21 protein-coding genes and 2 pseudogenes are annotated in these 26,110 nt (G+C 68.4%); 12 read left to right on the top strand and 11 right to left on the bottom strand.

Annotation, left to right across the window (positions count from 1 at the left end):
- Window positions 1–207: 207 nt before the first annotated feature.
- Together HDC36_RS23665 and HDC36_RS15420 are read right to left on the bottom strand one after the other, a co-directional pair.
- Entirely contained in the window at window positions 208–540 is a 333-nt protein-coding gene (locus HDC36_RS23665; protein ID WP_343204356.1) for a hypothetical protein, read from the bottom strand.
- A 54-nt stretch (window positions 541–594) separates the two neighbouring features.
- Window positions 595–1,704 (bottom strand): annotated as a pseudogene (locus HDC36_RS15420) (hypothetical protein); the annotation flags it as partial.
- A 353-nt stretch (window positions 1,705–2,057) separates the two neighbouring features.
- Between HDC36_RS15420 and HDC36_RS15415 the strand changes: the two are divergent.
- Window positions 2,058–2,849: an SPFH domain-containing protein gene (locus tag HDC36_RS15415; RefSeq protein ID WP_179568987.1), complete on the top strand. Its 792-nt coding sequence runs from the start codon at window positions 2,058–2,060 to the stop codon at window positions 2,847–2,849.
- A 115-nt stretch (window positions 2,850–2,964) separates the two neighbouring features.
- Here the strand turns inward: HDC36_RS15415 and HDC36_RS15410 are convergent, their stop codons facing one another.
- Both HDC36_RS15410 and HDC36_RS15405 read right to left on the bottom strand, forming a co-directional pair.
- A complete protein-coding gene (locus HDC36_RS15410) occupies window positions 2,965–4,815 on the bottom strand; it encodes a glycoside hydrolase family 97 protein (protein ID WP_218848404.1) in 1,851 nt (616 codons plus the stop codon).
- Between the two features lie 213 nt (window positions 4,816–5,028).
- On the bottom strand, window positions 5,029–7,506 hold the full coding sequence (locus HDC36_RS15405) for a YwqG family protein (RefSeq protein WP_179568985.1): 2,478 nt from the start codon (window positions 7,504–7,506) through the stop codon (window positions 5,029–5,031).
- Between the two features lie 324 nt (window positions 7,507–7,830).
- Here HDC36_RS15405 and HDC36_RS15400 point away from each other — a divergent pair, with 324 nt between their 5' ends.
- Both HDC36_RS15400 and HDC36_RS15395 read left to right on the top strand, forming a co-directional pair.
- Window positions 7,831–8,751, top strand: coding sequence for a hypothetical protein (locus HDC36_RS15400; protein ID WP_179568983.1), 921 nt, complete (start codon window positions 7,831–7,833; stop codon window positions 8,749–8,751).
- A 255-nt stretch (window positions 8,752–9,006) separates the two neighbouring features.
- Entirely contained in the window at window positions 9,007–9,648 is a 642-nt protein-coding gene (locus HDC36_RS15395) for a DUF4142 domain-containing protein (protein ID WP_179568981.1), read from the top strand.
- 39 nt (window positions 9,649–9,687) lie between these two features.
- On the opposite strand, the gene HDC36_RS15390 is transcribed toward HDC36_RS15395, so the two are convergent.
- Window positions 9,688–11,097: a M1 family aminopeptidase gene (locus HDC36_RS15390; protein ID WP_179568979.1), complete on the bottom strand. Its 1,410-nt coding sequence runs from the start codon at window positions 11,095–11,097 to the stop codon at window positions 9,688–9,690.
- Window positions 11,094–12,056, bottom strand: a complete 963-nt coding sequence (locus HDC36_RS15385; RefSeq protein ID WP_255432760.1) for an alpha/beta hydrolase-fold protein — start codon at window positions 12,054–12,056, stop codon at window positions 11,094–11,096. Before HDC36_RS15385 ends, HDC36_RS15390 begins: the two co-directional genes overlap by 4 nt.
- 208 nt (window positions 12,057–12,264) lie before the next feature.
- On the opposite strand from HDC36_RS15385, the gene HDC36_RS15380 reads away from it, so the two are divergent.
- Both HDC36_RS15380 and HDC36_RS15375 read left to right on the top strand, forming a co-directional pair.
- Complete coding sequence (locus tag HDC36_RS15380) at window positions 12,265–13,236, top strand: polysaccharide deacetylase family protein (protein ID WP_179568976.1); 972 nt, start codon at window positions 12,265–12,267, stop codon at window positions 13,234–13,236.
- Between the two features lie 98 nt (window positions 13,237–13,334).
- Window positions 13,335–13,550 carry a hypothetical protein gene (locus HDC36_RS15375; protein ID WP_179568974.1) on the top strand — a complete coding sequence of 72 codons (216 nt, stop codon included), beginning with the start codon at window positions 13,335–13,337 and terminating at the stop codon, window positions 13,548–13,550.
- A 175-nt stretch (window positions 13,551–13,725) separates the two neighbouring features.
- On the opposite strand, the gene HDC36_RS15370 is transcribed toward HDC36_RS15375, so the two are convergent.
- The gene (locus tag HDC36_RS15370; RefSeq protein ID WP_179568972.1) at window positions 13,726–15,015 is read right to left on the bottom strand and encodes an acetamidase/formamidase family protein; all 1,290 of its coding nucleotides are present in this window, start codon (window positions 15,013–15,015) and stop codon (window positions 13,726–13,728) included.
- 260 nt (window positions 15,016–15,275) lie between these two features.
- On the opposite strand from HDC36_RS15370, the gene HDC36_RS15365 reads away from it, so the two are divergent.
- The 3 genes and pseudogenes from HDC36_RS15365 to HDC36_RS15355 all read left to right on the top strand — a co-directional run bounded on the left by HDC36_RS15365 (window position 15,276) and on the right by HDC36_RS15355 (window position 17,604).
- Window positions 15,276–15,899 (top strand): DUF2076 family protein, encoded by a 624-nt coding sequence (locus HDC36_RS15365; protein ID WP_179568970.1) that lies wholly within the window; start codon window positions 15,276–15,278, stop codon window positions 15,897–15,899.
- Between the two features lie 418 nt (window positions 15,900–16,317).
- A pseudogene (locus HDC36_RS23520) lies at window positions 16,318–16,506 on the top strand (transcriptional regulator); the annotation flags it as partial.
- A gap of 273 nt (window positions 16,507–16,779) precedes the next feature.
- Window positions 16,780–17,604 (top strand): alpha/beta hydrolase, encoded by an 825-nt coding sequence (locus tag HDC36_RS15355; RefSeq protein ID WP_179568966.1) that lies wholly within the window; start codon window positions 16,780–16,782, stop codon window positions 17,602–17,604.
- A gap of 58 nt (window positions 17,605–17,662) precedes the next feature.
- Here the strand turns inward: HDC36_RS15355 and HDC36_RS15350 are convergent, their stop codons facing one another.
- Complete coding sequence (locus HDC36_RS15350) at window positions 17,663–18,844, bottom strand: glycoside hydrolase family 30 beta sandwich domain-containing protein (RefSeq protein ID WP_179569454.1); 1,182 nt, start codon at window positions 18,842–18,844, stop codon at window positions 17,663–17,665.
- A gap of 508 nt (window positions 18,845–19,352) precedes the next feature.
- On the opposite strand from HDC36_RS15350, the gene HDC36_RS15345 reads away from it, so the two are divergent.
- The 3 genes from HDC36_RS15345 (at window position 19,353) to HDC36_RS15335 (ending at window position 22,831) form a co-directional block, all read left to right on the top strand.
- Window positions 19,353–21,440 (top strand): beta-galactosidase, encoded by a 2,088-nt coding sequence (locus HDC36_RS15345; RefSeq protein ID WP_179568964.1) that lies wholly within the window; start codon window positions 19,353–19,355, stop codon window positions 21,438–21,440.
- 175 nt (window positions 21,441–21,615) lie between these two features.
- Complete coding sequence (locus HDC36_RS15340) at window positions 21,616–22,377, top strand: AAA family ATPase (protein ID WP_218848402.1); 762 nt, start codon at window positions 21,616–21,618, stop codon at window positions 22,375–22,377.
- 133 nt (window positions 22,378–22,510) lie between these two features.
- Complete coding sequence (locus tag HDC36_RS15335) at window positions 22,511–22,831, top strand: DUF3817 domain-containing protein (protein ID WP_179569450.1); 321 nt, start codon at window positions 22,511–22,513, stop codon at window positions 22,829–22,831.
- Between the two features lie 102 nt (window positions 22,832–22,933).
- Here HDC36_RS15335 and HDC36_RS15330 read toward each other — a convergent pair whose 3' ends face one another.
- Window positions 22,934–23,467, bottom strand: coding sequence for a hypothetical protein (locus HDC36_RS15330; protein ID WP_179568962.1), 534 nt, complete (start codon window positions 23,465–23,467; stop codon window positions 22,934–22,936).
- A gap of 349 nt (window positions 23,468–23,816) precedes the next feature.
- Here HDC36_RS15330 and HDC36_RS15325 point away from each other — a divergent pair, with 349 nt between their 5' ends.
- Window positions 23,817–24,065 (top strand): hypothetical protein, encoded by a 249-nt coding sequence (locus HDC36_RS15325; protein WP_343204352.1) that lies wholly within the window; start codon window positions 23,817–23,819, stop codon window positions 24,063–24,065.
- 29 nt (window positions 24,066–24,094) lie between these two features.
- Here HDC36_RS15325 and HDC36_RS15320 read toward each other — a convergent pair whose 3' ends face one another.
- Both HDC36_RS15320 and HDC36_RS15315 read right to left on the bottom strand, forming a co-directional pair.
- Window positions 24,095–25,186 carry a DUF1615 domain-containing protein gene (locus HDC36_RS15320; protein WP_179569446.1) on the bottom strand — a complete coding sequence of 364 codons (1,092 nt, stop codon included), beginning with the start codon at window positions 25,184–25,186 and terminating at the stop codon, window positions 24,095–24,097.
- A gap of 80 nt (window positions 25,187–25,266) precedes the next feature.
- Window positions 25,267–26,100 carry an NAD(P)H-dependent oxidoreductase gene (locus tag HDC36_RS15315; RefSeq protein ID WP_179568960.1) on the bottom strand — a complete coding sequence of 278 codons (834 nt, stop codon included), beginning with the start codon at window positions 26,098–26,100 and terminating at the stop codon, window positions 25,267–25,269.
- Window positions 26,101–26,110: the final 10 nt, after the last annotated feature.

The following is a 26,110-nucleotide window of genomic DNA, read 5'->3' as shown; positions in this document are numbered from 1 at the left end:
ATCCGCTGATGCGAAGCGGGCCGTTTCCTTGTGCGGCTAGTGCTGGCGGAAACGCCAGCGATGGATGGACAGGCGTGCGCTGTATCGCGATGCGCAGCGCCATGAGCTGCCCACGCTGTCATGCCCCCACCGCGTGCGTCACCGCCCGCCGCGAATGACGGGCACGAAGCGGTACGCCACCAGCGAGGTGGAATCTGAGGACGGCGCTCACCCCGTTTCCTGCGCACGCAAATGACTGACCAGCAGCGCATGCAGCACCGGCGGCATCGACAGATCGCGCCGGCCTTCGTCCCATTGCTGCAGGAACGGCGCCAGATGGTCGCGATGCCAGGGGCTGAGGCGCCCGCGCGCAGCCTGGCGTGCCCGCAGGCGCTCGACGATCGCCATCGCCGCGGCCTCGTCGCCTCGCTGGAGATGGTGGAAGACGAAGGCCAGCAGCAGGCTGTCGGGGCTGTCGAACAGCACGTAGGGCGGAACCGCGCCGTCGTCGTCGCCCTCTTCCAGCAGATGCAGCAGGGTGTCGACGTCGCGTGCGAACAGCGATTCTGAGAACTGCCGGGTGATGAAATCGAAGTAGTTGGTGTCCAGCGCGGGAAGTGCGGCCGCCAGGCGATCGAGGGTGGCGCGTAGCTGCGCATCGCTGTCGGCAGGATTCAGCACCCAGCCGCCGAACGCGCCGATGTCCTTGCTGTGGAGAATGTGCTGACCAAGGAATCCCGCAGCAATGTCCTGGAAATGCAGGTCGTGCAGCTGGGTGGTGGCGGCACGCTGCTGCCACGCGAGTAGTTGCGCATGCTGCAGGCCCGCCTGGACCATCAGCACGCCCAACTTGGCGTCGTGGGTCGCCCAGAGGAACTGGCGGCTATCGTCGCGCTCCCGGGTCCATCGCCATTGGAAGGCGGTATCGGTGGGCACAGGCGACCAGCCGGCGGCGTGCAGCGCGCTGCCCAAATGCTGCTCGATCAACGCGGGAATCACTTCGCGCACGCGGGCTTGCTGGGCCCGCGCCTTGTCGCGCGCGGTCAGCAAGGCGGCTGGCTTGCGCTTGGGTTCCAGGAAGAAGCGCAGGACGGCGCTGCGTTCGACGTCGCCTTGCTCGATGCTGTCGTTCGACCGCGGCAGCGCAAGCGCCTCGGGCACGCCACGCCGGCGTTTGAGTCCACGACGCGCCGCGAGCGCGCGGATCGCCTGAAGATCGTCCGAAGCGAGCAGGCCATCGAGCGTGGCGGCGATGCCGTCCTCGGCGGTGAAGGTGTCGTCCAGCCAGCCATTCGCCAGCAGCGCGTACCAGTCGGTGAACAGGTCGGTGTCGTCGGCCTCGTCGGCGAGCGCAAGCACGTCACGGAAGAGCTTCGACACTGGCAGCGAGGTGCCGGCCTTGGCCTGCCGGTAGAGCACGCGCGCCTGGCCCTCCCATTCGAGGTAGGCCGCGTCGTCCTCGTGCCCGAGCCAGCCCGGCGCATCGGCTGCCAACGCCTGCGCACGCAGTGCGGTATCGGTCAGCGCCTGCGCCGGCGTTCGTACCAGCACGCCGTGCCGCAGCAGTACGTCGGGCAGTCGGAACCAGGTCAGGCTGGTGTCGTAGCGCGCCTGCAGATCGAGCAGCCCGTGGATCATCTCGGCCTGGCGCGCGCCGTCCAGCGTGCTGCGGTCCACCAGATGGATCGTGTTCTCGACCAGATCTTCGATGGCGTGCTGTGACATCGTGCGTGTCCTCCCTGGAGTCCTTGGCGTCGATCGGAGCTTAGCCGGGCGTCCGCTGGGACGGCATGAACGCTGGAAGTCGAGCGCGGGCAGGGAGCGACGTCGTCGGCGCCGGGTGCATGCCGGACCTGGTGAGCAACGGCAGCATTGCCGATGTGCGTTACGGCCGGGGGCTCGAACAGGCGGTGTCGGGGTTGCGGTCGTGGAGGCCCGGACGCTGAGGTCGATCCGAACGCCTCGCGCGCGCCATGTCCGGTGCCTGGGTCGGCAACCTCTAGTGCAGGTTCGCAGGGATCGGCTAGCATTCACGGCACAACGGGCCGCGGGCCGCGCCGGCCGATCAGGGGACATCGATGAAACACCTTCCACTGGCCGCCGCAATGGCGAGCCTGCTCTGCGCCTGTACCGTGGTCTCGCCCGATCCGGGGCAGCAGGCCGTGCTGGTCGACAAGCCCATTTTCTGGAGCAAGGGCGGCATCCGCCTGGACGACGTGCGCGAGCCCGGCCGGACCTATGCCTGGTGGACCACGTCGGCGGTGTACGTGGATGTCACGCCGCAGACGGTGCAGGTGGCGTTCGACGATTTCTCGTCCAGCGACAACATCCTGTTGGACTTCTCCACCCAGATCCAATACCGCATCACCGCGCCGGCGTTGCTGCTGTCGGGCTTCGGGCAGGACTGGTTCAAGAACAACGTGGCCAGTCAGTACGCGGCGATCGTGCGCGACCAGGTGAAGCGCTACGACATGACGCGGATGATGAGCGACCCGGACACCGCGCGGAAGATCGACGATGCGGTCACCGAGAGCGTGCGCGCGCTGGTCAAGGAGCAGGGCCTGCCGATCCAGATCCAGAACATCACCCTAGGCCGTGCGCGGCCCAATGCGGATGTGCTGCAGCAGATGAACCTCACCGCCGCGCAGCAACAGCGGGTCAAGACCCTGGTCGAGGCCACCACCGCCGAGCGCCAGCGCGAGCAGGAACAGGTCGCCAAGGCCGATGCCGACAACGCGTATCGCAATCGCATGGGGCTGACCCCGGAGCAGTACCTGGCCAGCCAGATCGCCGAGATCAACGCCGAGGCCTGCGCCAAGGCGCAAGCGTGCTACATGGTGCCGTCCGGGACCTCGGTCATTGCCAAGTAGCCTGCCTGGCGTCGCTGCCAAGCGGCTCGTTCGCACGTGACATCCGGGCCTGCAGTAGTCGCAGGCCCGGTACGATCGCGGCCATGCGCCGTCGGAAAGCGTTGTCGAGGCGTGCCTACTGCGCTTTCAGATAACCGACGAATCCGCCACGCGGCGCCAACTCCAACGCGATCGCTCCATCCCGCGTCACGTCTGGGTCCTTGCGCTCCCACGCATCCGGCCGCGCAGGCGCGTCGCCCAGTTCGGTGAGTTTCCAGTTGCCCTTCTTCAGGAAATCCAGCTTCAGCGTCATGCGCGTGGCAGCACCGCCGTTGATCACCGCGATGAACCAGTCGCGGCCATGGCGCCTGGCCATGGCCGCCACCTTGCCCGGCTCGCTGCCGGGCAGCACGAGGGTTTCGTCCCATGTGGCGGGCACCGCTTTGAGCACGTCCAGGGCGGGATTGGCGAGATAGGTCTGCGGGTGGCCGCCCATCGCCAGGAACGGCGAGGTGAACAGGACCATCTGCGCCAGTTCGTGCGCCCAGCTGTTGCCCATCAGTTCCTTCGGTTCGAACACGGTGGGCGTGTAGTCGCCCGGCCCGACGACGTAGCGGGTGAAGGGCAGGATGGTGTCGTGGTCGGCGGCCAGTACGCGGTTGTAGCGGGTGATGTGCCATTCGTGCCCGCGCACGCCCTCGCGGGTGAGGACGTTGGGCCAGGTGCGCTCGGTGCCGGTGGGTTTCATGGCGCCGTGGAAATCGACCATCAGGTGCTCGGCCGCCGCGTCGCGCGCCACGTCCGTATACCAGTTGGACCAGTCGCGGCTGGCCGGCGCCGGGAAATCGACCTTGACCCCGACGATGCCGGTGGCGGCGATCTTGCGCAGCAGCGCCTTGCGCTCGGGCGCATGCTGCACCTCGCGGCTGTGCACCCACAGCCACAGGCCGACGCCTTGTGCGCGTGCGTAGCGCGCCGTATCGGCCAGCGTCTCCCACGGCTGTTTCCATGTGCTCCAGCCGTCGTCCACCAGGTAGTACTCGAAGCCCAGCTGGTGGGTCCAGTCGACCCATTGCCGCTGCTCGTCCTCGCGCGGCTCGCCGACTGCCAGCCATTGCCATGCCGAGCGACCGGGCTTGATCCAGTTCGCGTCGGCCAGGGCGGGCGCTGGCGGCGGGTTGAGGTTCTGCACCAGGGTGGAGTTGACCAGGTCGGTGAGCGTGCGGGCGATGATGGTCACGCGCCACGGTTGCACCACGGCGGCATCCGTTCGCCAGCCCTGCGGATCGGCATAGAGCACGCCGGCCAGGCTGCCGTCCGCCGCGCGCTCGATGGCCAGGTCGCCGTAGTCGACCACCGCCGCTTCGCTCAGGGTGATCCAGAATCCCTTGCTGTGCGCGGTGAGCGGCAGGCCGTAGCGTCCCGTCCCGAGGCTGCGCAGCGACAGGCCGGTGTAGCTGTTCTCGTAATCGGGCAGGAGTGCGGTGGCCCAGACCGGCGGATCGTTCTCGGCCAAGGTCCATCCGGAGCGGTCGGCCTCGACGTGGCTGTCCTTGCGCGCGGGCAGACGCAAACGTACCGCGACGCCGTCGTCGGCGACATGCAGGTCCGCTTCGAAGGCGCGGCCGTGCGCGGTCAGCAACACCGTCGCGGTCGTGGCGCGGTCGTGCGCCACGGCCTTGCCGCCGTTGAGCCGATAGCGTGCATCGGTGGCGCCGCGGCGCACGTTGCCGATCGTACTTTGCGCGCCGAGTTCCAGGCCGTCCACGCGGATCCCCAGCGGCGAGGGCGCGAGCAGCGCCTGGCCGTCGGCCTCGATCGTGTAGCGCAGCGCGCCCGCGTCGTCGCTGAGCACCGCCACGATCCTGCGATCGGGACTGGACACCGACACCGAGTGGGCCTGCACGCCGCTGGACGCCACCATGCCGAAGACGAGTCCGATGCACAGGCCCGCGTCGCGCAGCCAAGTCCGCTCGTTCGATGCCACGTTGCCCCCGGTCCGATTGCGCTGAAGTCCGGCGGCGATCTTATCGAGTTTGCGTGGGGCGCGGTTGCCGCCGCCGGCATGTCACGGCGGTTGCCGAGCGCTTGCCGATTCGGTGCGGTGTTGGCTGCGTTCCTTGCCGCCGATGCCGCGGTGTCGGTTCGGCACTCAGGATGTCACCGCATGCCCGGCGCCAACGCGCAAAGATGCGCGTGCCTAGCTGCTCTCCAGTCCGCAATACACGTTGGAGAAATCGCGCTTGGCGAGGTCGCTCTTGTGGATCACGAAATACAGTTCGCCCGCGTCCCAGAAGCAGAAGCCGGGGTGCGGGTCCGATGCCACGCGCAGCAGCACCATGAAGTCCTCGGCGCGCCCGCGCAGGCGGTTGGCGGCTTCGCTGAGCGGGGTGTCGTGCTGCTTGAATACATGGCTGTTCACGCCGTGCACCGGCTTGACGGTGGATTGCGCCGCAAGGCGGTCGCGCAGCGCTTCGACCAGTTCGTACGCGTCCTCCAGGCCGTCCAGGCCCTCGGCCGCTCCCTGGTAATACGCTTCGTCGGAATAGAAGTGCGGCACGCTGATCCAAGCGGTGGCGCTTGCGCGGTAAGGGAGGGAGTCGTCCTCCATGCCATCGATCTGCGCGGCATCGCGCGTCAGGTCCGCCGCCGTCTGCAGGGCGTCGTTCGGGCCGTCGTAATGGAAGACCCGTGGCGCGAGGTCTTCCTGGTCGGAGATGAAGAAGTACAGCACGCCGGTCCGCGGCAGGTAGCGCTGCAGCGGCGCCAGCTGCGCGCAGTCGAGTTGGGCGATGAACTGCATGGGCCTGGTGCTGCCGTCGGCATCGGTGTGGCGCGGGTAGGGCATGTCCGGCGGCAGGTCGGGCAGTCCACCGAAGCGGGTGTTGCCGCGTGCGCGGTAGTCGTCCGGCGCGTCCGTGGCCAGTGCCACCGCATGCCAGGCCAGCGCCTGCATTCCGGAGCGGTACGGCGTCCATTGCGCATCGCTGGCCAGCGCCTCCTCCAACTGCCCGGCCAGTGTCGCGTCGTTGCGCGCGAAAAAGGTGGCGTCGTCGAAGGCGATGGTGCCTTGACCGTCGGCGCCCTTGTAGCGGTAGTCCAACAGCGCGTGCTTCTTCGGCAGTTCCAGTTCCAATCGCTCGATGCGTTCCAGGCCGGCCGGCAGCGCGGTCAACGGGTTGTGGGTGAGATCCAGCCGCTGCAGCGCCGGCAACGCCGCCACGCTGGCGGGCACGGTCTGCAACCGATTGCGCGAAAGCGAGAGGGTCTTGAGCGTGGCGGGGAACGGCGCCTCGGGCAGCTGCGCGAGGGCGTTGTTGTCCAGCACGCAATACACCAGTGGCAACGACAGCAGTTGCGGCGGCAGTGTGCGGATGCCGGTGCCGGTGATATGCAGGCGCTGCAATCCGCGCAGCGACCCGAGTGCGGCGGGCAGCTGTTCGAGCGCGCTGGCCCTCACGATCGTCAGGTCTTCCAGATTGGACAGGCCGGCCACCGCGTCCGGCAGTTCCCGCACGCCGCTGGCGGCGATGGCGTCGTCGTCGTAGTAGAGGCTGAGCGAGCGCAGCGCCGGATAGGCGTAAAGCGCGTGCGGCAGCGTCGGCCCGGCCAGGTTGGTCAGGTGCACGTGGCGCGGCACGCCGGGAGGCGCGCTCGCCAGCTCGTCCATCGAGGTGAAACGGTAGTGCGACCAATCCAGCGCATGCATCGCCAGCTTGCGCGCGATGCGCACCGGATAGCGAGGGCCCGCGCCATCGGCCTGCAGATAGCCGCTGAAGCCGACCCAGCCCTGTTCCAGCACCAGTTCGCCCCAGAGCTTGAGGTCGTGACGCAGTCCGCCAGACCAGAGATAGGCCTGCTGGTCCGGCGCGCGATCGTCCTCGAAGCGGATCCGACCAGTCGGAATCCCGGCGTGGTGGATGCCCTTCACCGAGAAGCGGAAATAGACCTTGGCCTCGTCCACCAGGTGCGGCCGCGCGGCGGCGTCCGCCTTGCGCGCGCGGGCCTGCAGGTCGATGCTCAGCTCGCCGCCGGTGCTGCTCGCCGTGCCGATGCTGGGCGCGGTCTCGCGCGGGAAGTCGAATGCCAGGTCGTCGATCTGGAACACCTCCACGCCGTCTTCGGGAATGCGGAACGGTTCCGCCGGCGCGGCTACCGGCGCGGGATGCGCATCGTCGGCGTCTTCTTCGTCCTCATCGCCGCCGAACATGTCCTGCATCCAGGTTTCGTGCGCCGCGAGGGCGGCGGCGGGATCGCCGGTCACGCGCAGGCTGCGCAGGGCGGCGTCCAGTACCGGAAAGTGCTCGGCCTCGGTCCCCGCCGGGCAATCGCCCACGATGTCCAGGTACAACGCGTCGTCCAATTGGACCATGACGAACAGGTAGGCATAGCCGTTGCCCTGCGAGGCGATCCGTAGCGCGGCATGGCCGTCGATGTCCAGCGCCTGTTCCGACAGCAGCTCCACGTCGCCGCGCCGTGTGCGGCACTCGGTGCGGAAGTGCGCCCACGGATCGGCGGCCGCGTCGTGCGGGGTCTTGTGCCGCACGATCACGATACCGAGCGAGACCTCGTCGTCGGCGACGGGATAGGCGGCCTTGATGCACTGGCCGATCTGCCGCACGGCGCTGAAGCGATCGGGCAGGTCGATGGAGAGGGCATCGGTCTGGACATGGCGCATGAGAGGGCATGGGGACATGGCGGAGTGTCCGCAGCTTACCGCGCCTTTTTTACGCGTGTCATGCATGCGCAGACGCATGCGAATGCAGGATGGCGCATGGTCCCGGCGATCGTTCCATGCGTCTCGGTGGTGGCGTCTTCGAAGGGTGTCGCTGCGTGTGCTGCAGCCGAGGCATTGCCAGGAAACTCACCGCTTCGTGCAGTTGGGTGGCCTGCCTTTCGCGGCGCATGCGGGTAGGATTGGCAACTGCGCAGAACCGAGTGTCGGTCCATCCGGACGTACGCAGCGGGTTCGCGCAGCCTGTGGTTTCATGGAGACGATCGCTTGCAACCGACTCGGCACGACGATGGACACCGTGCACCCGCCACGCGGCTCTACGCATTGCTTGCGCGCGACGCGCGCAGCGGGGTGATCTTCCGCCGCGGGCCCAGCAAGCAGGTGCAGCTGATCCGCTGGGACCTGCGCGACGACAGCTTCGAACACGGGCAGTGGTTCAAGGGCCGCATCTACGAGCGGCGTTGCGATCTGTCGCCGTCGGGCCGGCTGCTGGTGTATTTCGCGTCCAAGCAGCATGGCGATTTCGTCACGTGGACGGCGCTGTCGCGTCCGCCGTTCTTCACCGCGCTGGCATTGTGGCCGAAGGGCGACTGCTGGGGCGGCGGCGGCATGTTCGAGGACGAGCGGACGCTGCTGTTGAACCATCGTCCGCAGCAAGGCCGCGATCCCTTTCCGCTGCCGACCGGCTTCCAGGTGCCGCACGACATGCAGGTCCGGCCATTCGGCCGCGGCTCGGGCGGCGGCGAAGACCAGCCGATCGATGGCGTGTTGCGGCAGCGCGACGGTTGGCAGGTAGTCGATGTCGGCGAGGGCGAGACCGGTGGCCTGAGTGCCACCACGCTCTATCGCTTCACCCGACCACGCATAGCGGAAAAGGCCGGCGCCAACGGGCGCCGGCTGCAGTCGCTGCTGCATGCTGTCGGTCGTAACAACGAAGCGTGGTACGGCCTGGATCATCGCGTGCTGGACCGGGAGGGCGCGGTGTTGCTTGACCTTCCCGGCAGCGACTGGGCCGATTGGGACGGTGGCGACCTGGTCTTCGCTCGCGATGGCTGTCTGTACCGGCTGGCCAAGAGCGACTTCCGGCGCTACGCCGAGGACGGCGAGCAGGTCGTGCGCCTGCTGCACGATTTCAGCACTGCCCGCTTCGCCGCGCTTGCGCCTAGCGCGGATGCGCGCAAGTACTGAGTAGCAAAGGACGTGTCGATCCTGCGACTCGGGCGCGGTGCGGGTTTCATCGGAGTGCCTGCACCGGCGCGCACGTATCGGGCCGGACCCGGTGCGAGCGTCCAGGCAACGCAGCGGAGATTTGCCTTGCGGCATGTGCACAAAGCGCCCGTCGTCTCGCGAATCGGGAATAGCTGAAGAATTCACGCGCACTGCATGAGGCGTCTTCACCCGGGCAGGCGGATGCTGATACCCCCATTCGAGAGGGAATCGCATATGAAACATTCACTATTGGTCCTGTCCATCGCCGCTGTGCTGACCATGGCGGGCTGCAAGCCGAACAAGGACAACGACACGCCGGCACCGGCGCCGACCGCGCAGACGCCCGCCGCGAGCACCGAGCCGACGCCGGTGGGCGGCACCGCCACTCCCACCACGCTGCCGGTCGGCGAGGCCAGCCCGGCACCGGAGGGCGCGGCGCGCGCGAGTTCGGGCGACGACATCGCCCTGGGCCTGCTGGGCGCGGTCGACAAGAACGAAATCGCCGCGGCAAAGCAGGCGCAGGAGAAGCAGGTGACCGGCGCGGTGCTCGAGTACGCGAAGATGATGGAGAAAGAGCACGCCGAGAACCTGGAGAAGACCAAGGCGCTCGGCACGCTGGCCGAGACGCCCGACGTCAAGCAACTCGAGACCAAGGGCGAGCAGGAGCTGACGACGTTGGGCCAGAAATCCGGCAAGGACTATGCCGCGGCCTATATCGACGCGATGATCGCCGGGCACAAGGATGCGCTGCAGCTGATCGACACGCAGATGATGGCGGCGGCTTCGACGGAGCCGGTCAAGGCGCACCTGGCCGAGACCAAGACCCACGTCGAGCAGCATCTGGCGAAAGCGGAAGCGATCAAGAAGGCGATGTGAGCGCAGGGCGTGGCAGGTCGTCGATCTGCCACGCCTCGCTCATCGGGCCGGCACAGCAGTCGTCGTCGCCGGCGGCATCGTGGCCGGCGACGGTGTCGCGGTGCCGTAGACCCATTCGGCGAAGACGGCCGACAGATCCTGGCCGCTGGCGCGCTCCATCGCGTTCTGGAAATCACGGCTGGTGACGGTCTTTCCGGCATGGCCGCGGGTGAATCCACGGATGCCGTTCCAGAAGGCCGGCTCGCCCAGGCGATCGCGCAGGTGTGCGAGGAACAGCGCACCCTTGCTGTACTGGACCGCGCGGCGCATGCCGAGGGAGGGATAGCTGCCCGACCAGGCGAGCGGCTTGTCGAATCCCGCGGCGCGGGCGCGCTCGAGCCGACGCTGCGCCAGTTCCAGCTCCTGCCGGTAGGCGGCAGCCCCGACCGCCTGTTCCTTCCAGGCCGCGGTCATGAAGGTGGTGATGCCCTCGTTCAACCAGAAGTCCTGCCACGACGCGCAGGTCACCAGATTTCCCCACCACTGGTGGGCCATCTCGTGGGCCACGATCCACGCTGCGGACGGTGCCTGGTTGTCCTCTTCCAGCGCGTCCTGGCCGATCAGGGAAAACGTCGCGGCTTCCTGTGCTTCCTGTCCCGGCACCAGCAGTTGGGTGTAGCGCCGGTCGGGCAGCGCGATGCCGGCCTTGTCGGCCAGGAAGCGCGCGATGCCCGGTGCCTGTGCGAACGCTGCCGCCAGGTCGGCCCCTTGCCCGGTGGCGTCCATGTACACCAGCTCGCCCACGTCGGTGTTGACCGTGGCCTTGGCGAAGGTTCCCGCGGCGAAGCCGAACAGGTAGGCCGAGTAGGGCCGGGTGGAGCGCCAGCGATGCAGGACCAGGCCGTCGCGGCGAGCGCGCAGCGGCAACGCCTTGCCGACGCCCAGCGAGGCCGCGCCTGCCGGCAGCAGCAGGTCGAGCGCGAACTCGGCCTTGTCGCCGGGCGCGTCCTGCAGGCAGACCATCCAGTCGCAGGCGAAATAGCTGCTGTAGACGCCGTCGCCGGCGCGGATCAGGCCGCGCGCCGGCACGCCCTCCAGCGCGAAGCGGAGCGTGGCGGTCGCGCCCTTCTCCAGCGGCACGGGCAGGTCGAAGACAAGGCCGTCGGCGCGCTTGACCACGGTCACCGCGCGCCCGTCCAGCGACGCTGCGTGCAGCTGCAACGCGTTGGGCGAGAACACCAGCTGCGACACCCGCTGCGTGCCGCGCAGCGTGATGCTTTGGGTTCCGGTCACGGCGGTGGTCGCCAGATCGGGATGCAGGGTCACCGCGTAGCGTTCGACCTCGAATCCCGTACCGGGCGCCGGCGCCACCGGCTGTGCGGCCGCGCCCGCCGCAGCCGATGCGGCGACCAGGGCCGCCAACGCGGCGCATGCGTGCCGGCCCGCACGCCGGCGTGGCGGTCGTGTCATCGGGGCGCCTTGGTGCCCAGCAGATAGGTCAGCCCATGGGTGAGCCCGCGCGGCGCCACGCTCAGGTGGTCTTCGTCGTTGAGCACGTCCAACTGCAGCTGCAACGACGGGTAGTGCCGTGCTCGCAGCGTCCGCGTCATCTCCTGCGCATCCGACACCATGTCGTAGTTCTGTCCATAACGCCGCTGCTCGTATTCGCCGACGTACATGTAGACCTGCGCCGGCAAGTCCTTGTGGCTGGCGGCGAAGGCCGTTTCCTGCGCCTGCATGGCGTGCTCGCCGTACCAGTAGGAGGGGCTGCCCAGGATGTAGCCGGAGAACATCTCCGGTGCGGTCAGCAGGATCTGCGTGCCGAGCAGGCCGCCGTAGGAGTGGCCGAGGAACAGGCGCCGGTGTTCGTCGGTGCGATAGCGTTGCGCCACGAACGGCAGCACCTGGTCGCGCAGGTAGGCCATGTAGGCGCCCGCCTTGCCGTGTGTCGCGTCCGGCGCTGCGTCTGCGCCGCCTTCCGGCGTCGGGGTGTAGTCGCGTCGGCGACTGGGCATGGGCGCGTCGCCGATCGCGTAGGAAAGGCCGACCAGCACGAACTCGTCGATGGCCGGCCCTTCGCCGTTCAAGCGGCGCGCGATCTGCCGGACCAGAGGGAAAGAGTAGTCGGCATCGGTGACGTAGAGCACCGGATAGCGGCGGGCAGGCTCGTCGGCATAGGCGCGCGGCAACGCGACGAACACCTGGTAGTCGCGGCCGGAGACCGGGTCGGGCACGTTCCAGACCTGGCTGTCCACGATTTCGTAAGGCTTTCCTTCGCCGCGTTGCCCGCCGGCGACCGAGGCCATGGTGCGCGCGGCCGGTGCCTGTTCCGACGTGTGTTGTGCCGACGGCGACGCCGGTTCCTGCGACCTGTCGGCGCAAGCGACCAGCAGCACCGCACTCAATCCCACCGACAACCACTTGCTCAATCTCGATCTCCTGGGTGCATTGGCGTCACCTGTCCCATGCATGGACAGCGCTGGATCATGCCATGCCGGAACCCGGTCCTGCCGGCGGGGATCTGGACGATGCATCGCCGACGCTGCGCCAGCGATGCGGTGTCGGCCTGCATCGCGGCGCAGGGATGCAAGCTGCCGTACCCGCTAGACTTGGCCGCTCCATGCTCTGGTGCGACCGATGAACCGCTACCGCCGCTTCGTGTTGCTGGCCCTGCTGGCCGTCTTCGGTGTCGCGCACGCGCAGGACGCCGAGCGCCGCATCGCCGCGACCATCGACGATCTGCCATGGCAGCGCATGGGCAAGACGCCGGCCGCGCAGGTGCCGGCATTCCACGCACAGCTGATGGCGTCGTTGAAGCAGGCGAACGTGCCCATCGTCGGCTTCGTCAACGAGGACAAGCTCGAACAGGACGGCCAGTTGCAGCCGCAGCGGGTAGCGATGCTGCGCGACTGGCTGGATGCGGGCTACGAACTGGGCAATCACACCTACGGCCATGTGAATCTGCATGACGTGGGGGTGCCTGCCTACGAGGACGCGATCGTGCGCGGCGAACGCACGCTGCGGCCACTGCTGGCCGAGTACGGACAGCCGCTGCGCTGGTTCCGCCATCCCTACCTGGCGACCGGCCGCAGCGATGCCGATCGCGAGGCGGTGGTCGCCTTCGTCGCCGCGCGCGGCTACCGCATCGCGCCGGTCACCGTGGACAACGGCGATTGGGTGTGGGCTTTCGCCTATGCGCGGGTGCTGGAGACCGAGCCGGACGGCGCGGCGCGCGAGGCCACGCTGCTGCGGCTGCGCAAAGGCTATGTGCCGTACATGCTCAACAAGCTGGATTATTTCGAGGCGCAATCGCAGCGCCTGTTCGGCCGCCGCATCGCGCAGGTGTGGCTGATGCATGCCAACGAATTGAACGCCGTCGCGTTCCCGGAACTGATTGCCGCCACGCGCCGTCGCGGCTATGCGTTCGTCACCCTGGACGAGGCGCTGCGCGATCCGGCCTACCGGCACGCGGAGGGCTATACCGGCGGTGGCGGCATCAGCTGGCTGCACCGCTGGGCCATGGCCGAGCACAAGCCAAAAGACTTCTATGCCGGCGAGCCGGTGGTGCCGGGGTGGGTGTTCGCGCTGGCGGGGATCGAGTCGGAATAGGGCAGCCGGGTCGGTCGGCCTGGGCGCGCGCGCAGCATTCACTTTCCCGCGAACCGCTGTGCCTCACGCTGCCCACCTCGCGTTTTCGGCCAATGCCCATGCCTACCTCCAAGACACCGCCCTGGAAGAAACCCAAGCCGCGCGGCCAGCGTTCGCAACCGCTGTCGCCTGCGCAGAAGGCCGCGGCGCGGCAGCGCGCGGAAGAGAACGGGCGCCCGTATCCGAACCTGATCGACAACATGTGGGCGGTGCGCCTGCCGCGCGGCGAAGGCGCGACGGACGGGGCCGTGGCGGAGGACGCTGTGGAGGACTAGGCGGCGATCTGCGCAGGCGATTGCTGCGTATGGGCGAGTCGCGGTGTGGAACTTGGCAGCGGTGCCGTTCGTGCTTGGGCCATCGCGTGCGGCAGGCGTTGCCGGTAACGCGCGTCGCGACTGAAGTCGCTCCCACCACGATGGTGCTGGCGGTAGCTGCGTAGGCGAACGCGCTTCAGTGCGCCGGCGCTTCCAGCGTGCGCAACACCGTCTTGTCGATGCTGGCGGCCACGCCGATGCTGCGCCCGGCGAGATTGGCCACCCGGTAATGCACCGCCACGCCCAGCACCTGCGTGGCCTGCGCCAGCGAAAGCCCGTAGTCCTGCTGCAGCCACTGCAGCATGCCGGAGGTGGCCACGCGCAATGCGTCGTCGCTGGAGCCGGCCTGGCCCAGGGTCATGATCTGCTCGGGCGATTCGACCCGCGGCATCGCGATCGCGCGATGCTTGATCAGTTCGACCCGCAGTTCCACGTCCAGCGACGTCTCCAGCGCCCACTGCGTGGTCTCGCCATCGCCCTGCAGCGCGTGGCCGTCGCCGAGATAGAGCAATGCGCCCGGCTGTTGCACCGGCAGGTACACGGTAGTGCCCTGGACCACGGCATTGAAGTCCATGTTGCCGCCGCTGGCGCCGGTATCGCCGGTGGACAGGGCGGCGCTGCCGAAGCCGGGCGCCAGCGCCAGGCCGCCGAGCATCGGCCGCAGCGGGATCGCGAAGTGCTTCATGGGCCCTTCGCCGTCGACGGGGCGCGCAAGTGCCGCATCGCGGTCCAGGCGCCAGCGCACGTGCTTGCCGAGTGCGGCGGCCTGCGCGGCAACCCGCGGGGTCTGCAGGCGCCCGACCAGGCCGTCGAGGCTGTCGGCGGAGTCGCGGTTGAGCCGTAGCGAAACCACGTGGATGGCGAGCGTATCGCCCGCTTCGGCGCCGGCGACGAAGAACGGCCCGACCTGCGGATTGCCGAACAACGCGCGGGTGACGCCGCCCGCATCCATGCCGCCGGAATCCAGCGTCTGCGTGCGCAGCGTGTCGCCCGGCCAGAGCACCAGCACCGGCGGGCGATCGGCACTGAAGGTATTGGCGTAGTCGCGGGGCACGAAGTCGTGCGTGCGCGGTGCGGCGGTGTCGCGGGCCGGCACGCGCCAGGCGTCGAACGCATGGAAGGCGCGCACGTCGGCGGCATTGGGATCGGGCTGGTCGCTGCGACCGCGCATGCGTTCGCCCTCGACGCGGCCGTCGAAGCGGTAGACGCTGCCATCGGCGGAGGTGGCCACGAAGGCGAGCGCATCGCCATGGCGGGTGCCGCGAACCGGCGCGTTGTCGAGCCGACCCTGCAGCTGCGTGCCGGTCGCGTCCAGCTCGAGCGTCTGATAGCTGCGGTTGCCCCACAGATCCGTGGCCACGATCCATTGTTCGCCGCCCCATGCAGGCGCGGAGGCGATCAATGCCAGCGCGGGTATCCACTGCATTCTTCGCCACTGCATCGCCGTTCACCCTGCGTAGCCGTATTTGACTACAAGTGTAGTTACTGACGATCGGGTCGGAAATGCCGGAAGTCATGCCGGAATCGACGCGGATGTCGTCGATTGCATCCTGGTGCGAGCGCGCCAGCCTCGGGGCTTTGATGAATGTCGCCGCACCAGGCCGCGCAGCCGCCCTTGGCGCCGGCGCGTCCGTGCCCATGCTGTGCCTGCCGGCATCGAGCCGGTCACCTCTTCCAGGTATTGGTATGACTCCGCAAGAACAACAGCTACTCGAAGATTTCCTGGCCCGCGTGCGCAGCGCCAGCGGCGTGGCGATGGATCCGCAGGCGGACGCGTTGATCCGCGAGCGCCTGGCCGGCCAGCCCGATGCCGCCTATCTGCTGGTGCAGCGGGCATTGCTGCTCGAACACGCGCTGGAGAACGCCAAAGCGCAGATCGCGCAGCTGCAGCAGGCCGCGCCGCCACCGCCGCCGGCTGCGAGTTTCCTGGGCCAGGGTTTCAATGCGGGGCCGCCGCCGTTGCCGCCCGCGCCCGCACCGCAGGCCGCACCGGGCTGGCGCGAGCGCTTGTTCGGCGGCGGCGCCAGCGTGCCGGACCAGGCGCAGGTCGCGGCGCCGGCCGCGCGCGGTCCCAGTTTTCTCGGCACCGCGGCCACCACGGCCGCAGGCGTGGCCGGCGGCATGTTGCTGTTCGAGGGCGTGGAGAGCCTGCTTGGCAGTCACCACGGCGGTTTCCTGGGCGGTGGGTCGTCGCAGCCCACCGTGGTCGAGAACGTCACCAACAACTACTACGACGATGCGCCGCTGCAGGACGCCGACCAGGACTTTTCGGACGATGGCAGCCTGGGGGGCGACGACAACTGGACCTAGGAATCTTGGCGTTCCCGCTCGGCAGGCCCATCGATGAGGCTGCCGAGCGGGCCTTGCACGGCCATGGCGCCCGCGAGGTCCGCCCGGGGATAGTCGTGCTCCTTCCCTAAGACGTGGCTGTCGCATATCCGCACTGCAGTGTCGGCCGGTGGGCGCTGCTTTTTGGTCGGCGCCAGGGTGGGTTTCGCTGCGGCGGACACCACCCTGGCACCAGCGATCCGTCATGCATCCAGTCTTTATTTATTCAAATTTTCCCCTGTTTGCGTTTGCGCAACGAAAGGAAATGACTGATATATAAGTGGATCGGTAGTGGGCATGGCTTGGCTATCCATTCAATGTTCTATTCAGTCACTCCCATGAGTGACTCCCGCCTCCTCGACTCGACCGCGCTGCGGCTCAGCCAGGGAGCCTCGACCGCGACGACGCACGGCGGCTTGGCGTGTACGGCAGGTTCGGCGCGCTGATCGGCAACAACGATATGCCCCTGGGCAATGCGGGCGCCTTGCTTGCCGATACGCGCCCGCTGGCGCTGGCCCCTTCCTACGACATGCTGCCGATGGCGTTGCGTCCTGCGGCGAGCGGCGAAGTGGTCGAGCGCGACTACAAGCTGGCGTTGCCCACACCGGCATACCGCGACGACGGGCGCGCCGCGGCAGCGATGGCGCTGGAGTTCTGGGAGCGCGTCGCACAGGCCGCGGCCACTTCTGCAGACTTCCGCAGTCTGCGGCGAGCGCATTGGCGCAAACCGCGCGAGCGACGCAGCGCATCGGCTGACATCGATGCGGCGCGGCGCCATTGACGCCTTGGCAACATTGCGCTCACGTACGCCGGACATGCCGGCATGGAAGCTTGCGGTTCCTTCCCTTCGTGAGCCACGACCATGACTGCAGCACAATCGCGCGTCCGCCTGCATGTTGAAGACACCGGCGGGAGCGGTCGGCCCGTGGTGCTGATCCACGGTTGGCCGTTGTCGGCCGCGGCATGGCAGGCGCAGGTTGGACCGTTGCAGGACGCCGGTTACCGCGTGGTGGCCTACGATCGCCGCGGCTTCGGCCGCTCGGACAAGCCAGCCGACGGCTACGACTACGACACGCTGGCCGACGACCTGGCAGGCGTGATCGAGGACAAGGACCTGCACGACGCCGTGCTGGTGGGCTTCTCGATGGGCGGTGGCGAGGTCGCGCGCTATGTGGCCAGGCGCGGCAGTGCGCGCCTGGGCGGGGTGGTGTTCGCTTCCGCGGTACCGCCCTACATGCTCAAGACCGACGACAACCCGGACGGCCCGCTGAGTAAGGACAAGGCAGAGGAAATGAAACAGGGACTGAGCGCGTCGCGCGAGACGTTCTTCGACCAGTTCACCCGCCAGTTCTTCAGCGCCAACGGCGCGCTGAAGGTCAGCGAGGCGCAGCGGCAGGAGGCGATCGCGCTGTGCCAGCAGAGCGACCAGACCGCCGCGCTCGGCTGCATGCAGGCGTTCGGCACCACCGACTTCCGCCGCGACCTGGGCGCGGTCGATGTACCGACCCTGGTGCTGCATGGCGACACCGATGCAACGGTGCCGTTCGAAGGTTCCGGGCAGCGCACCCATCGCGCCATCGCCGGCAGCACGCTGGTGGTGTTGCCGGATGCGCCGCATGGCTGCAATGTCAGCCATGCCGACGCGTTCAATGCCGCATTGTTGGCGTTCCTGGCCGGGCTGGACTGAGCGTCCGCCGGCCGGGTGGCAGTGGACGCATCGCCACTGGCGATGCGTCGCGGCTGCGCTAGTTGCTGATGAACGTCGCCACGCTCTGCGGGTCGACATAGAACGCGGTCTGGCCGTTGCTGACCTGGTACGCGCCGCCGTAGCCGACGTTGACGCTGGCCGAGGTGCTGTACTTGGTGAAGCTGGCGGCGCTGCCGCTGGGCAGGCTGACCTTCAGTTCGCGGTACTGGGTGCCGGTGTTGACCGCGACCAGCACGATCTTGTTGTCGGCGCGCTTGTAGGCGGTGACCGCGACATCGCTGTACGGCGCGGCGGTGGCGCCGATCCGCTTGGCGCCGGGACGCACGAAGCGCGCGTACTGGGCCATCGCGTAGCCGCGCTTGCTGACCGCGCCGCCTTCGGTGATCAGGCCGTAGCTGCGGCGGATGTACCACCAGATGTAGGCGCTGTAGTTGGCGGCCATGCTCTTGTGCAGCTCGCTGGCCACGCCGAGCGCGGACGGCCAGGCGTTACCGTCGGTGTTGTCGGTGTAGTGCTCGGTCATCCACAGCTGCTTGCCCTTGTTGCGCGCCAGCGGATAGTCCTTCGGCTGCACCCCGTACAGATGGCCGCCGATGATGTCCACGTGCTGGCTGGCGCTGCTGTTGAGCAACGCATCGGTCAGGTTGGGATTGAAGTTCAACGACTCGGCAGCGAGCACTTTCAGGTTGCCGAAGCTGGCGCCCTGGGCGCTGAGGAAGTTGGTGAAGTCGCTGGCGCTCCATTCCGCCGACTCGTAGTCCGGGTGCCAGTCCGGCTCGTTCTGCACGGACAGCGCGTACAGCGGCGCGCCCTTGCCGGACATGTAGGTGGAGAAGTCCAGCAGGTGCTTGGCGTAGGCGCCGTAGTACTGCGGCAGCAGCTTGCCGCCGTTGTTGAGGCTGTTGTTGGACTTCATGTACGCCGGCGGCGACCACGGCGTGGCCAGCAACACCGCACCATGCGAGCGCGCACGCACCGCGGCCGGAACCTGCAGGCTCCAGCCCGAGCTGGAGGGGTCGATGCGCATGCGCATGATCGACAGGCCAATCTGGCCGTTGTCGCTGCCGAAGGCCAGATCGACCTGCGCCGGCGTGAGGTCGGCGATCCAGCCGGCGCCGCTCATGCCGCCGAATCCCTGGATGGTCTGGTAGGTTTCGCTGGGCGTGACGGTGACGTTCTGCGCCAGGGCGGGCGCGGCGGAAAAGGCGGCCGTGGCCATCGCCAGCAGGGTGGCGAGGATCCGTGGTGTTCTCATAGGTGGCTCCGGGGGAATGGAACAGGGGTTTGTGGCAGGGCGTGACGCTACGCCGTCGACATGACATAGACAATCGGTGCATGCGCCAACTGCGGCAACTGAGATGCAGCGCGCAGGCAGCCAGGGATCGTTTCCGCGAAGCGCGTTGCAGGCGCATGGGACAGTCGCGAGGCTGTCTTGGGACACGCGCCCGGCGCAGGCGGATGCGCTGCGTACTGCGTCCGCCAGCGTCTTGCAAGCCGGTCCCGGCGGATCATGCGGGCGTCGGCGCGCGCTGCCAGGACAGCGCACGCCGCCCAGTACTGCAGCAGGCGACCCTGCGCAGGCAACGGGGCGATTGCCCGTTTTGTGCACAGTTGCGCACCCAAGTTCGACAAGTTGCACAAGTGGCGTCCCCCACGTACGCGCACAATGGGCGGTGGCGACGGCTCGGGGTTGCTCGCCGCCTTTCCCACTATCGACGAGTTCGCCTATGCCATCGCCTTCCTGGTTCCCGCAGCGCGCGATCGCGCTGTTGTTCGGCACGCTGTTCGCAATGGCGGCGGCATCGCCCGATGCCCGCGCTCAGGCCACGCGCTATGCCGATGCCGCGCCGTTGCTGCTGGGCGTGGCCTGGTATCCGGAGCAGTGGCCGGAGGCGCAATGGGAACACGACCTGGCGCTGATGGAGGCGGCGCACGTGCGGGTGGTGCGGATCGGCGAATTCGCCTGGAGCCGCATGGAGCCGCGCGAGGGCCAGTACGACTTCGGGTGGATGGACCGCGCCATCGCCGCGGCGGCGCGGCACCAGATGGTGGTGGTGCTCGGTACGCCGACCGCGGCGCCGCCGGCGTGGTTGACCCAGGCGTATCCGGACACGCTGCGCGTCGGCGAGGACGGCGTGCGCGACGAACACGGCAACCGCCAGCAGTTCTCCTTCGCCAGCGCGCGCTATCGCCGTTTCGCCCATGCCATCGCCGAGCAGATGGCGCAGCGCTATGGCCGCAATCCGCACGTGGTCGGCTGGCAGCTGGACAACGAGTACGCGCAGGCCTCGTTCGATCCGGAGGCCAAGGCGCAGTTCCATGCCTGGCTGCAGCGCAAGTACGGCAGCATCGAGGAATTGAACCGGCGCTGGGCCACCGCGTACTGGAGCCAGACCTACACCGACTTCGCGCAGATCCCGGTGCACGAGGACGGGCAGAATCCGGCCCTGCTGCTGGAGTGGAAACGCTTCGTCAGCGACACCTGGACCGATTACTCGCGCAACCAGATCGACGCGATCCGCCCGCACGCCGATCCGCGCCAGTTCATCACCACCAACACCATGGGCTGGTTCGCTGGTTTCGATGCCTACAAGGTGCACGAGGTGCTTGATATCGCCGCCTGGGACGACTACGTCGCCGGCGAGCGCTACGACTGGGTGGACAACGCGGCGCGCCACGATCTCACCCGCGGCTACAAGCAGCGCAACTACTGGGTGATGGAAACGCAGCCGGGCTTCGTCAACTGGCGCGCGACCAACGTGGCGCTGCGCAAGGGCCAGGTGCGGGCGATGGCCTGGCAGGCCGTTGCGCACGGCGCCGATGCGGTCGCGTACTGGCAGTGGCGCGCGGCGCCGAACGGGCAGGAGGAATACCACGGCACGCTGGTCGGCGCGGATGGCGAGCCGGTGCCGGTGTATGCGGAGATCCAGCAGGTCGGCGCGGAGTTCGCCAAGGCCGGCGCGGCGCTGGCGGGCACCACGCCGCACGCGGACGTGGCGCTGATCAACGATTTCGACAGCCGCTGGGCGCTGGGTTTCCAGAAGCACTCGGCCGACTTCGACCCGGTGGTGCAGATGAAGTCGTTCTACCGCCCGTTGCGGCAGCAGGCGCAGGTGATCGACGTGGTTTCGGCGCTGGCGCCGCTGGATGGCTACAAGCTGGTGGTCGCGCCGTCGCTCAACGTGCTCAGCGAAGCGCAGGCGCAGCGGCTGAAGACCTATGTCGAACGCGGCGGGCATCTGGTGCTGGGCCCGCGCAGCGCGATGAAGAACGCCGACAACGGCCTGCAGTCGCAGCGCCAGCCCGGACCGCTCGGCGCGTTGCTGGGTGGCCGCGTGCAGCAGTTCTATGCGCTGGACAAGCCGGTCCCGGTCGCCGGTGCGGCCGGCGAGGGCAGCGCGAAGATCTGGGCCGAGCAACTGCAGGCGCATACGGCGCAGACCGAGGTGCCGTTGCGCTACGGCCAGGCCAACGGCTGGCTGGACGGCGAGCCGGCGGTACTGACCCGGCGGGTCGGCAAGGGCCGCATCAGCTACGTCGGCGCCTGGCTCGACGACGCCACCCTGGATCGTCTCACCGGCGACTGGCTGCGCGCTGCGCAGGTGCGCGCGCCGCTGGCGGACGTGCCCGCGGACGTGGAAGTCGGCGTGCGCAGCGACGGCCGCCGCCGCGTGCTGGTGCTGATCAACCATGGCAGCGACGCGCAGCAGGTGCGTCTGCCGACGCCGATGCGCTCGCTGCTGGGGACGGGCGCGGCCAGCGACGTGGTGCAGCTGGCGCCGGAGGATGTGGCGGTGCTGGACGACCGTCGCTGAGCGCGATCGCGATGCGCGGCTGACGCCGTGCGGCCGATCCGTACCTGCGGCATGCGCGGATCGACGCAGGAACGGGATGGCGGATGCCCCGCGCTGCGCGCGCATTGCGCGCAGTGCGCATCGTCGCGACACTTGACGCCGTGGCGCCGGCCTCCCGCCGGCCGGGAGGGAACCCGTGCGCGCGATCGATGCCGAGCACTATCTGATGGATGTCACGCTGAAGCAGGACCGCGTGGCCTCGATGCAGGCCTGGCCGTATTCGCTGCCGGCGGTGCGCAACCTGGGCGTGCTGCGCTTCCATCCCAAGGTGACCTTCATCGTCGGCGAGAACGGCAGCGGCAAGTCGACCCTGCTGGAAGCGATCGCGGTGGCCTGGGGTTTCAATGCCGAGGGCGGGACCCGGAATTTCAACTTCAGCACGTTGGCGTCGCATTCCAACCTGCACGAGGCCTTGCGCCTGGGCCGCAGCGGCCGCCGTGCGCGCGATGGATTTTTCCTGCGCGCGGAGAGTTTCTACAATGTGGCCAGCGAGATCGAGCGTCTGGATCGGGCGCCATCGTTCGGCGCTCCCGTCATCGACAGCTACGGCGGCGTGTCGCTGCACGCGCAGTCGCACGGCGAGGCGTTCTTCGCGCTGATGCTGCACCGCTTCGGCGGCAACGGCTTCTACGTGCTGGACGAGCCGGAGGCGGCATTGTCGCCGTCGCGGCAGATGGCGATGCTGACCCGGCTGCATCAGCTGGTGCAGCAGCGCTCGCAGTTCGTGATCGCCACGCATTCGCCGATCCTGATGGCGTACCCGCATGCGGACATCCTGCAGATCGGCGAGGATGGCTTGCAGCGCGTGGCGTACCGCGACACCGAGCACTACCGGTTGACGCGCGCGTTCCTGGAGCAACCGCAGCGCATGCTCGATACGTTGCTCGACGGCGATTGACGCCGTGTTCGCCGCGACCAGGCGCCGACGGCCGGCGCCGTGTCTGTAGAATGATGGTGCCAGCGGGCGTCGCCGCCGCCATCGCGTCGCGGCGTCTTTCTTCCCACTGGAGTTGCCTGTGCCTTCCCATCCGATGTCGCCTGTCGGGCGGCTGTTCGCCGCCGCCGCCTTCTTCGAGGGCCTGACCTGGGCCGGCCTGCTGCTCGGCATGCTGCTCAAATACGGTACCCAGACCACCGACCTGGGCGTGTGGCTGTTCGGCCGCCTGCACGGCGTGGCGTTCCTGGTCTACCTGGTCGCGAGCGTGATCGCTGCGGTGCGCCTGCGCTGGCCGTGGTGGGCGTGGCTGTTGAGTCTGCTGGCGGCATTGCCGCCGCTGGTCACGGTGCCGCTGGAAATGTGGTTCCGCCGCATCGGGCTGCTCGGCTTGCCGCCGCAGGGCGTGCGGCGATAGGGGCAGTGGGGCCAATCACGCGCCGCTCGGCTTTTCTGCTCGGCGCAAGGCATAAAAAAAGCGGCCCATGGGCCGCTTTTTCCTGTCCATTGCCGCCACCGCTCAGCCGCTGGTCACCAGGTGGATGCGGTGCTTCTTGGCGTAGGCATTCTGCGCGGCGTCCAGCGCCGTCGCGTCCTTGTCGAGGGCGTCCGATTCGGTGTTCAGCCGTTCCAGCAGCGGCTGCACCTGCGCCTCGGTGTAACCGTCGGGCAGCGCGGTGATTTCCTGCAGCGTCGCCAGCACCGTGTCGGTGTTCTTGTAGTAGGCCTTCAGCTTGGCGTCCATGTCCTGCGCGTCTTCGGGAATGCCGAAACCTTCGTAGCCCCGGTTGGCGCTGGCGATCTGCTTGCGCGGATTGTTCAGCGCGTTGCGGTGCGGCTGCATCGACTTCAGTTCGCTCGCATCGACCAGCAGCTGCTCGCCGCGCTCGCCGCCGATCCACGGCGCGGTCACCGAGGTGATGCCGTTCCAGGCCGAGACGTTGTAGGTCAGGTAGTCCTCCGGCGACATGTTCTTTTTGCCGGTGGTGGGGTCGCAGGCGGACAGCGCGGTCGCGCACAGGGCCAGCAGGACGAGGGTGAGGAGATTTTTCAAGAGGAGTTTCCTTGGTGAGAACACGCTGTCCGCCGGGCGACCGGCACGGGAGCGAAAGGCAAGGAAATCGACGCATGCGGCATGCCGGGGCGCGGCTGGCGCGATCATCCTTGATGGGTGCAATGGCGGCAGTCCGGGCCGGTAACGCGTTCTGCGCAGGCGATGCACGGCCAGTATAGCGGCTGCGCTGCGCCGGCGCAGTTTCCGCGCGCCGTCCGCTGCGGCGGCTCTAGAATGCAGGCCATCAACGCAGGCAGTGGAGACGATGGGAAAGCGTCGACGACGGCAGCATGGGAGCCCAGTTGCGCGCGGATCCGGCCGCCGGCTGACCGGTTGGTTGCGTTGGCCGGTGTCGCTGCTGGTCGTGGCGCTGGCGGCGGCGAGCGCCTTGTTGAAACTCTGCCTGCTGGTGAAGGCATTGCTGAGCGGCGTGTACACGAGCGGATCGCGCTTCGGTCCGCCGCGGGTGTATCTGCTGGAGGCCGACCCGGGGCGCTACTGGTTCTGGATGGCATGGGACGGCGTCTTCACCGTCCTGTTGCTGTTGGTGGCCGTCGCCATCGCGTGGGTGTTCCTGGTGCTGGACAAGCCGAAGTAGCGTGCCGTCGGCGGGACATGCCGCTGCGGTCACTTGCCCATGCAGCGGCGCCAGCGTTCGGCGACGCGTTGCGCGAACCAGGCGGTGGTGAGGGTACGGGTGATCTTCGGGCTTTCCAGGGTGATGCCGGGCAGGATCGCGCGCGGCAGGGGCTTGCCGGCGCTGCGTTCGGCCAGCGCGAACACCTCGCGGTAGAGCGCGGTGTCGCCGAAATCGGCAGCGTTGCCGCGCTGCAGGGCGCGGCGGATGTCCTTGTCGTCCAGCGCCAGGCGCGAACCCAGGCCGCGCGCGGCACGTTCGGTGGCGCCGGGCTGGTCGATGTCGCTGCCGGGGATCAGCAGATCGCCGTCCAGGGCCAGGGTCGTGCCGCTGGCCTTCGCCAGTGCGGCCTGGAACGCCGCGTTGCGGCTGGCGTACCAGCCGGCGTTGAAGTCGGCGAAGCGGTACAGCAGCGCGTCGTAGTCGCTGGGGTAGCCGAGCAGATGGCGGGTGCCGAACCACACGCCGCCGCGGCGGCCGAACACCTCGTGGCGCACCGTGTCCTGCAACGGATATGGATAGCCATCGGTATGGGCCTCGGCGAAGGCGATGCTCACCTGCATCGGCCCGCCGGTGTGCACCGGGTTGAGGTCGCCGAACAGCCGCTGGCCCAGCGGCACGCTGCCGGCGACGTCCTCGAAGATCGCGCTCAGTTCCTGCTCGGTGCGCGCGGTGGCGATGCGTTCGCCGTAGCTGCGGCCATTCGGTGAGGTCACCGCCAGCGCGGCGTCGAGCATGAAGGCGGGCACATGCAATGCGGATGCGCGGCGGCCGAGTTCGGCGCGCGAGATCTTGCCCAGGCCGGGCACCGGTGGGTTGGCCTGGTAGGTGGATTCCTGTTCGATCACCGCCAGCACCGCGCAGATGTTGTCGGCGCTGGTGGGCAGTTCCTGCGAGGACAACGCCACGTACACGTCGTTGGCCCAACCGCTGCGGTCGGGGATCGCGGCCGGGATGCGCCGTGCGATGTCGGCCTTGATCTCGGTCGGTGTGCGCTCGGGCGCGCGCGGTGCCTGCGTGGCGCAGCCGCCGAGCAGCAGGGTGGCGCACAGGGCGAGCAGGCGGGCGAATGTGGGGGCGATCACGTGCGGCAGGGTTCCGATGGCAGGCGCGGCGCATTCGCCGCACGCGCCATCCTACCGTCCAACGCGGCGCTTCATGTCTAAGGAATCCGCTGGTCGTGCGCGGGCGATGCCGCTGCGGCGCGATCTTCCTCGAACCCCATCACATGCGCTGCGAACCCGACCTTGTCCTGGGCGACCTGCGGCCGCAGCGTCAGCTCCGGAATGGCATAGTCGCCGCCGTTCTGCTTGCGGAACGCGATCGGCGCGGCGCTCCACAGCGTGTCCAGGCGCTGGCCGAGCGTGTCGCGGATCTGCGCGAACCGATCCGCATCCATGCGGCTGCTGCGATAGACCACGAACGGCGGCAGCACGTCGAAGCCGGGGTAGTGCAGGATGCCGTGCTGGATCGGGAACAGCAGGTCGTCGATCGGGCCGTTGATGCCGCGCGGCGCGTAGTGCGATTCCCAGCCGCCGGTGGTGACGATCAGCATCGCGCGCTTGCCGGCCAGCGTGCCCTCGCCGTAGCGGTCGCCCCAGCGCGCGTCGGAATGTTCGCCGACGCCGTAAGCGAAGCCGTAGGCATAGACACGGTCCACCCAGCCCTTCAGGATCGCCGGCATCGAGAACCACCACAGCGGGAACTGCAGCAGCACGGCGTCGGCCCAGCGCAGCTTGGCCTGCTCGGCGGCGATGTCCGCGCTCTGGCGGCCGTTGGCGAACGCGCGTTTGGAGTCCAGCGATGGATCGAAGCGATCGCCGGCCGCGCCGTCCAGGCTGTCCTGCGCATCGAGCGTCGGCTTCCATCGCATCGCATACAGATCCGACACCTGCACCTGGTGCCCGGCGGCCTGCAGGCGTTGCACGGCGACGTCCTTGAGCGCGCCGTTGAGCGATGTGGGTTCGGGATGGGCGTAGACCAGCAGGACGTTCATGGGCGATCTC

Source organism: Xanthomonas sp. JAI131, assembly GCF_013410075.1.
Lineage (GTDB): Bacteria > Pseudomonadota > Gammaproteobacteria > Xanthomonadales > Xanthomonadaceae > Xanthomonas_A > Xanthomonas_A bonasiae.
This window is presented reverse-complemented; position numbering and strand designations above follow the sequence as displayed.

Excerpts from the sequence above, each read along its gene's own strand:
- HDC36_RS15415 (WP_179568987.1), top strand. The coding sequence starts at position 2,058 with ATGAAACACCTTCCACTGGCCGCCGCAATGGCGAGCCTGCTCTGCGCC.
- HDC36_RS15405 (WP_179568985.1), bottom strand. The coding sequence starts at position 7,506 with ATGCGCCATGTCCAGACCGATGCCCTCTCCATCGACCTGCCCGATCGC.
- HDC36_RS15395 (WP_179568981.1), top strand. The coding sequence starts at position 9,007 with ATGAAACATTCACTATTGGTCCTGTCCATCGCCGCTGTGCTGACCATG.
- HDC36_RS15390 (WP_179568979.1), bottom strand. The coding sequence starts at position 11,097 with ATGACACGACCGCCACGCCGGCGTGCGGGCCGGCACGCATGCGCCGCG.
- HDC36_RS15380 (WP_179568976.1), top strand. The coding sequence starts at position 12,265 with ATGAACCGCTACCGCCGCTTCGTGTTGCTGGCCCTGCTGGCCGTCTTC.
- HDC36_RS15375 (WP_179568974.1), top strand. The coding sequence starts at position 13,335 with ATGCCTACCTCCAAGACACCGCCCTGGAAGAAACCCAAGCCGCGCGGC.
- HDC36_RS15370 (WP_179568972.1), bottom strand. The coding sequence starts at position 15,015 with ATGCAGTGGATACCCGCGCTGGCATTGATCGCCTCCGCGCCTGCATGG.
- HDC36_RS15365 (WP_179568970.1), top strand. The coding sequence starts at position 15,276 with ATGACTCCGCAAGAACAACAGCTACTCGAAGATTTCCTGGCCCGCGTG.
- HDC36_RS15355 (WP_179568966.1), top strand. The coding sequence starts at position 16,780 with ATGACTGCAGCACAATCGCGCGTCCGCCTGCATGTTGAAGACACCGGC.
- HDC36_RS15350 (WP_179569454.1), bottom strand. The coding sequence starts at position 18,844 with ATGGCCACGGCCGCCTTTTCCGCCGCGCCCGCCCTGGCGCAGAACGTC.
- HDC36_RS15345 (WP_179568964.1), top strand. The coding sequence starts at position 19,353 with ATGCCATCGCCTTCCTGGTTCCCGCAGCGCGCGATCGCGCTGTTGTTC.
- HDC36_RS15335 (WP_179569450.1), top strand. The coding sequence starts at position 22,511 with ATGTCGCCTGTCGGGCGGCTGTTCGCCGCCGCCGCCTTCTTCGAGGGC.
- HDC36_RS15315 (WP_179568960.1), bottom strand. The coding sequence starts at position 26,100 with ATGAACGTCCTGCTGGTCTACGCCCATCCCGAACCCACATCGCTCAAC.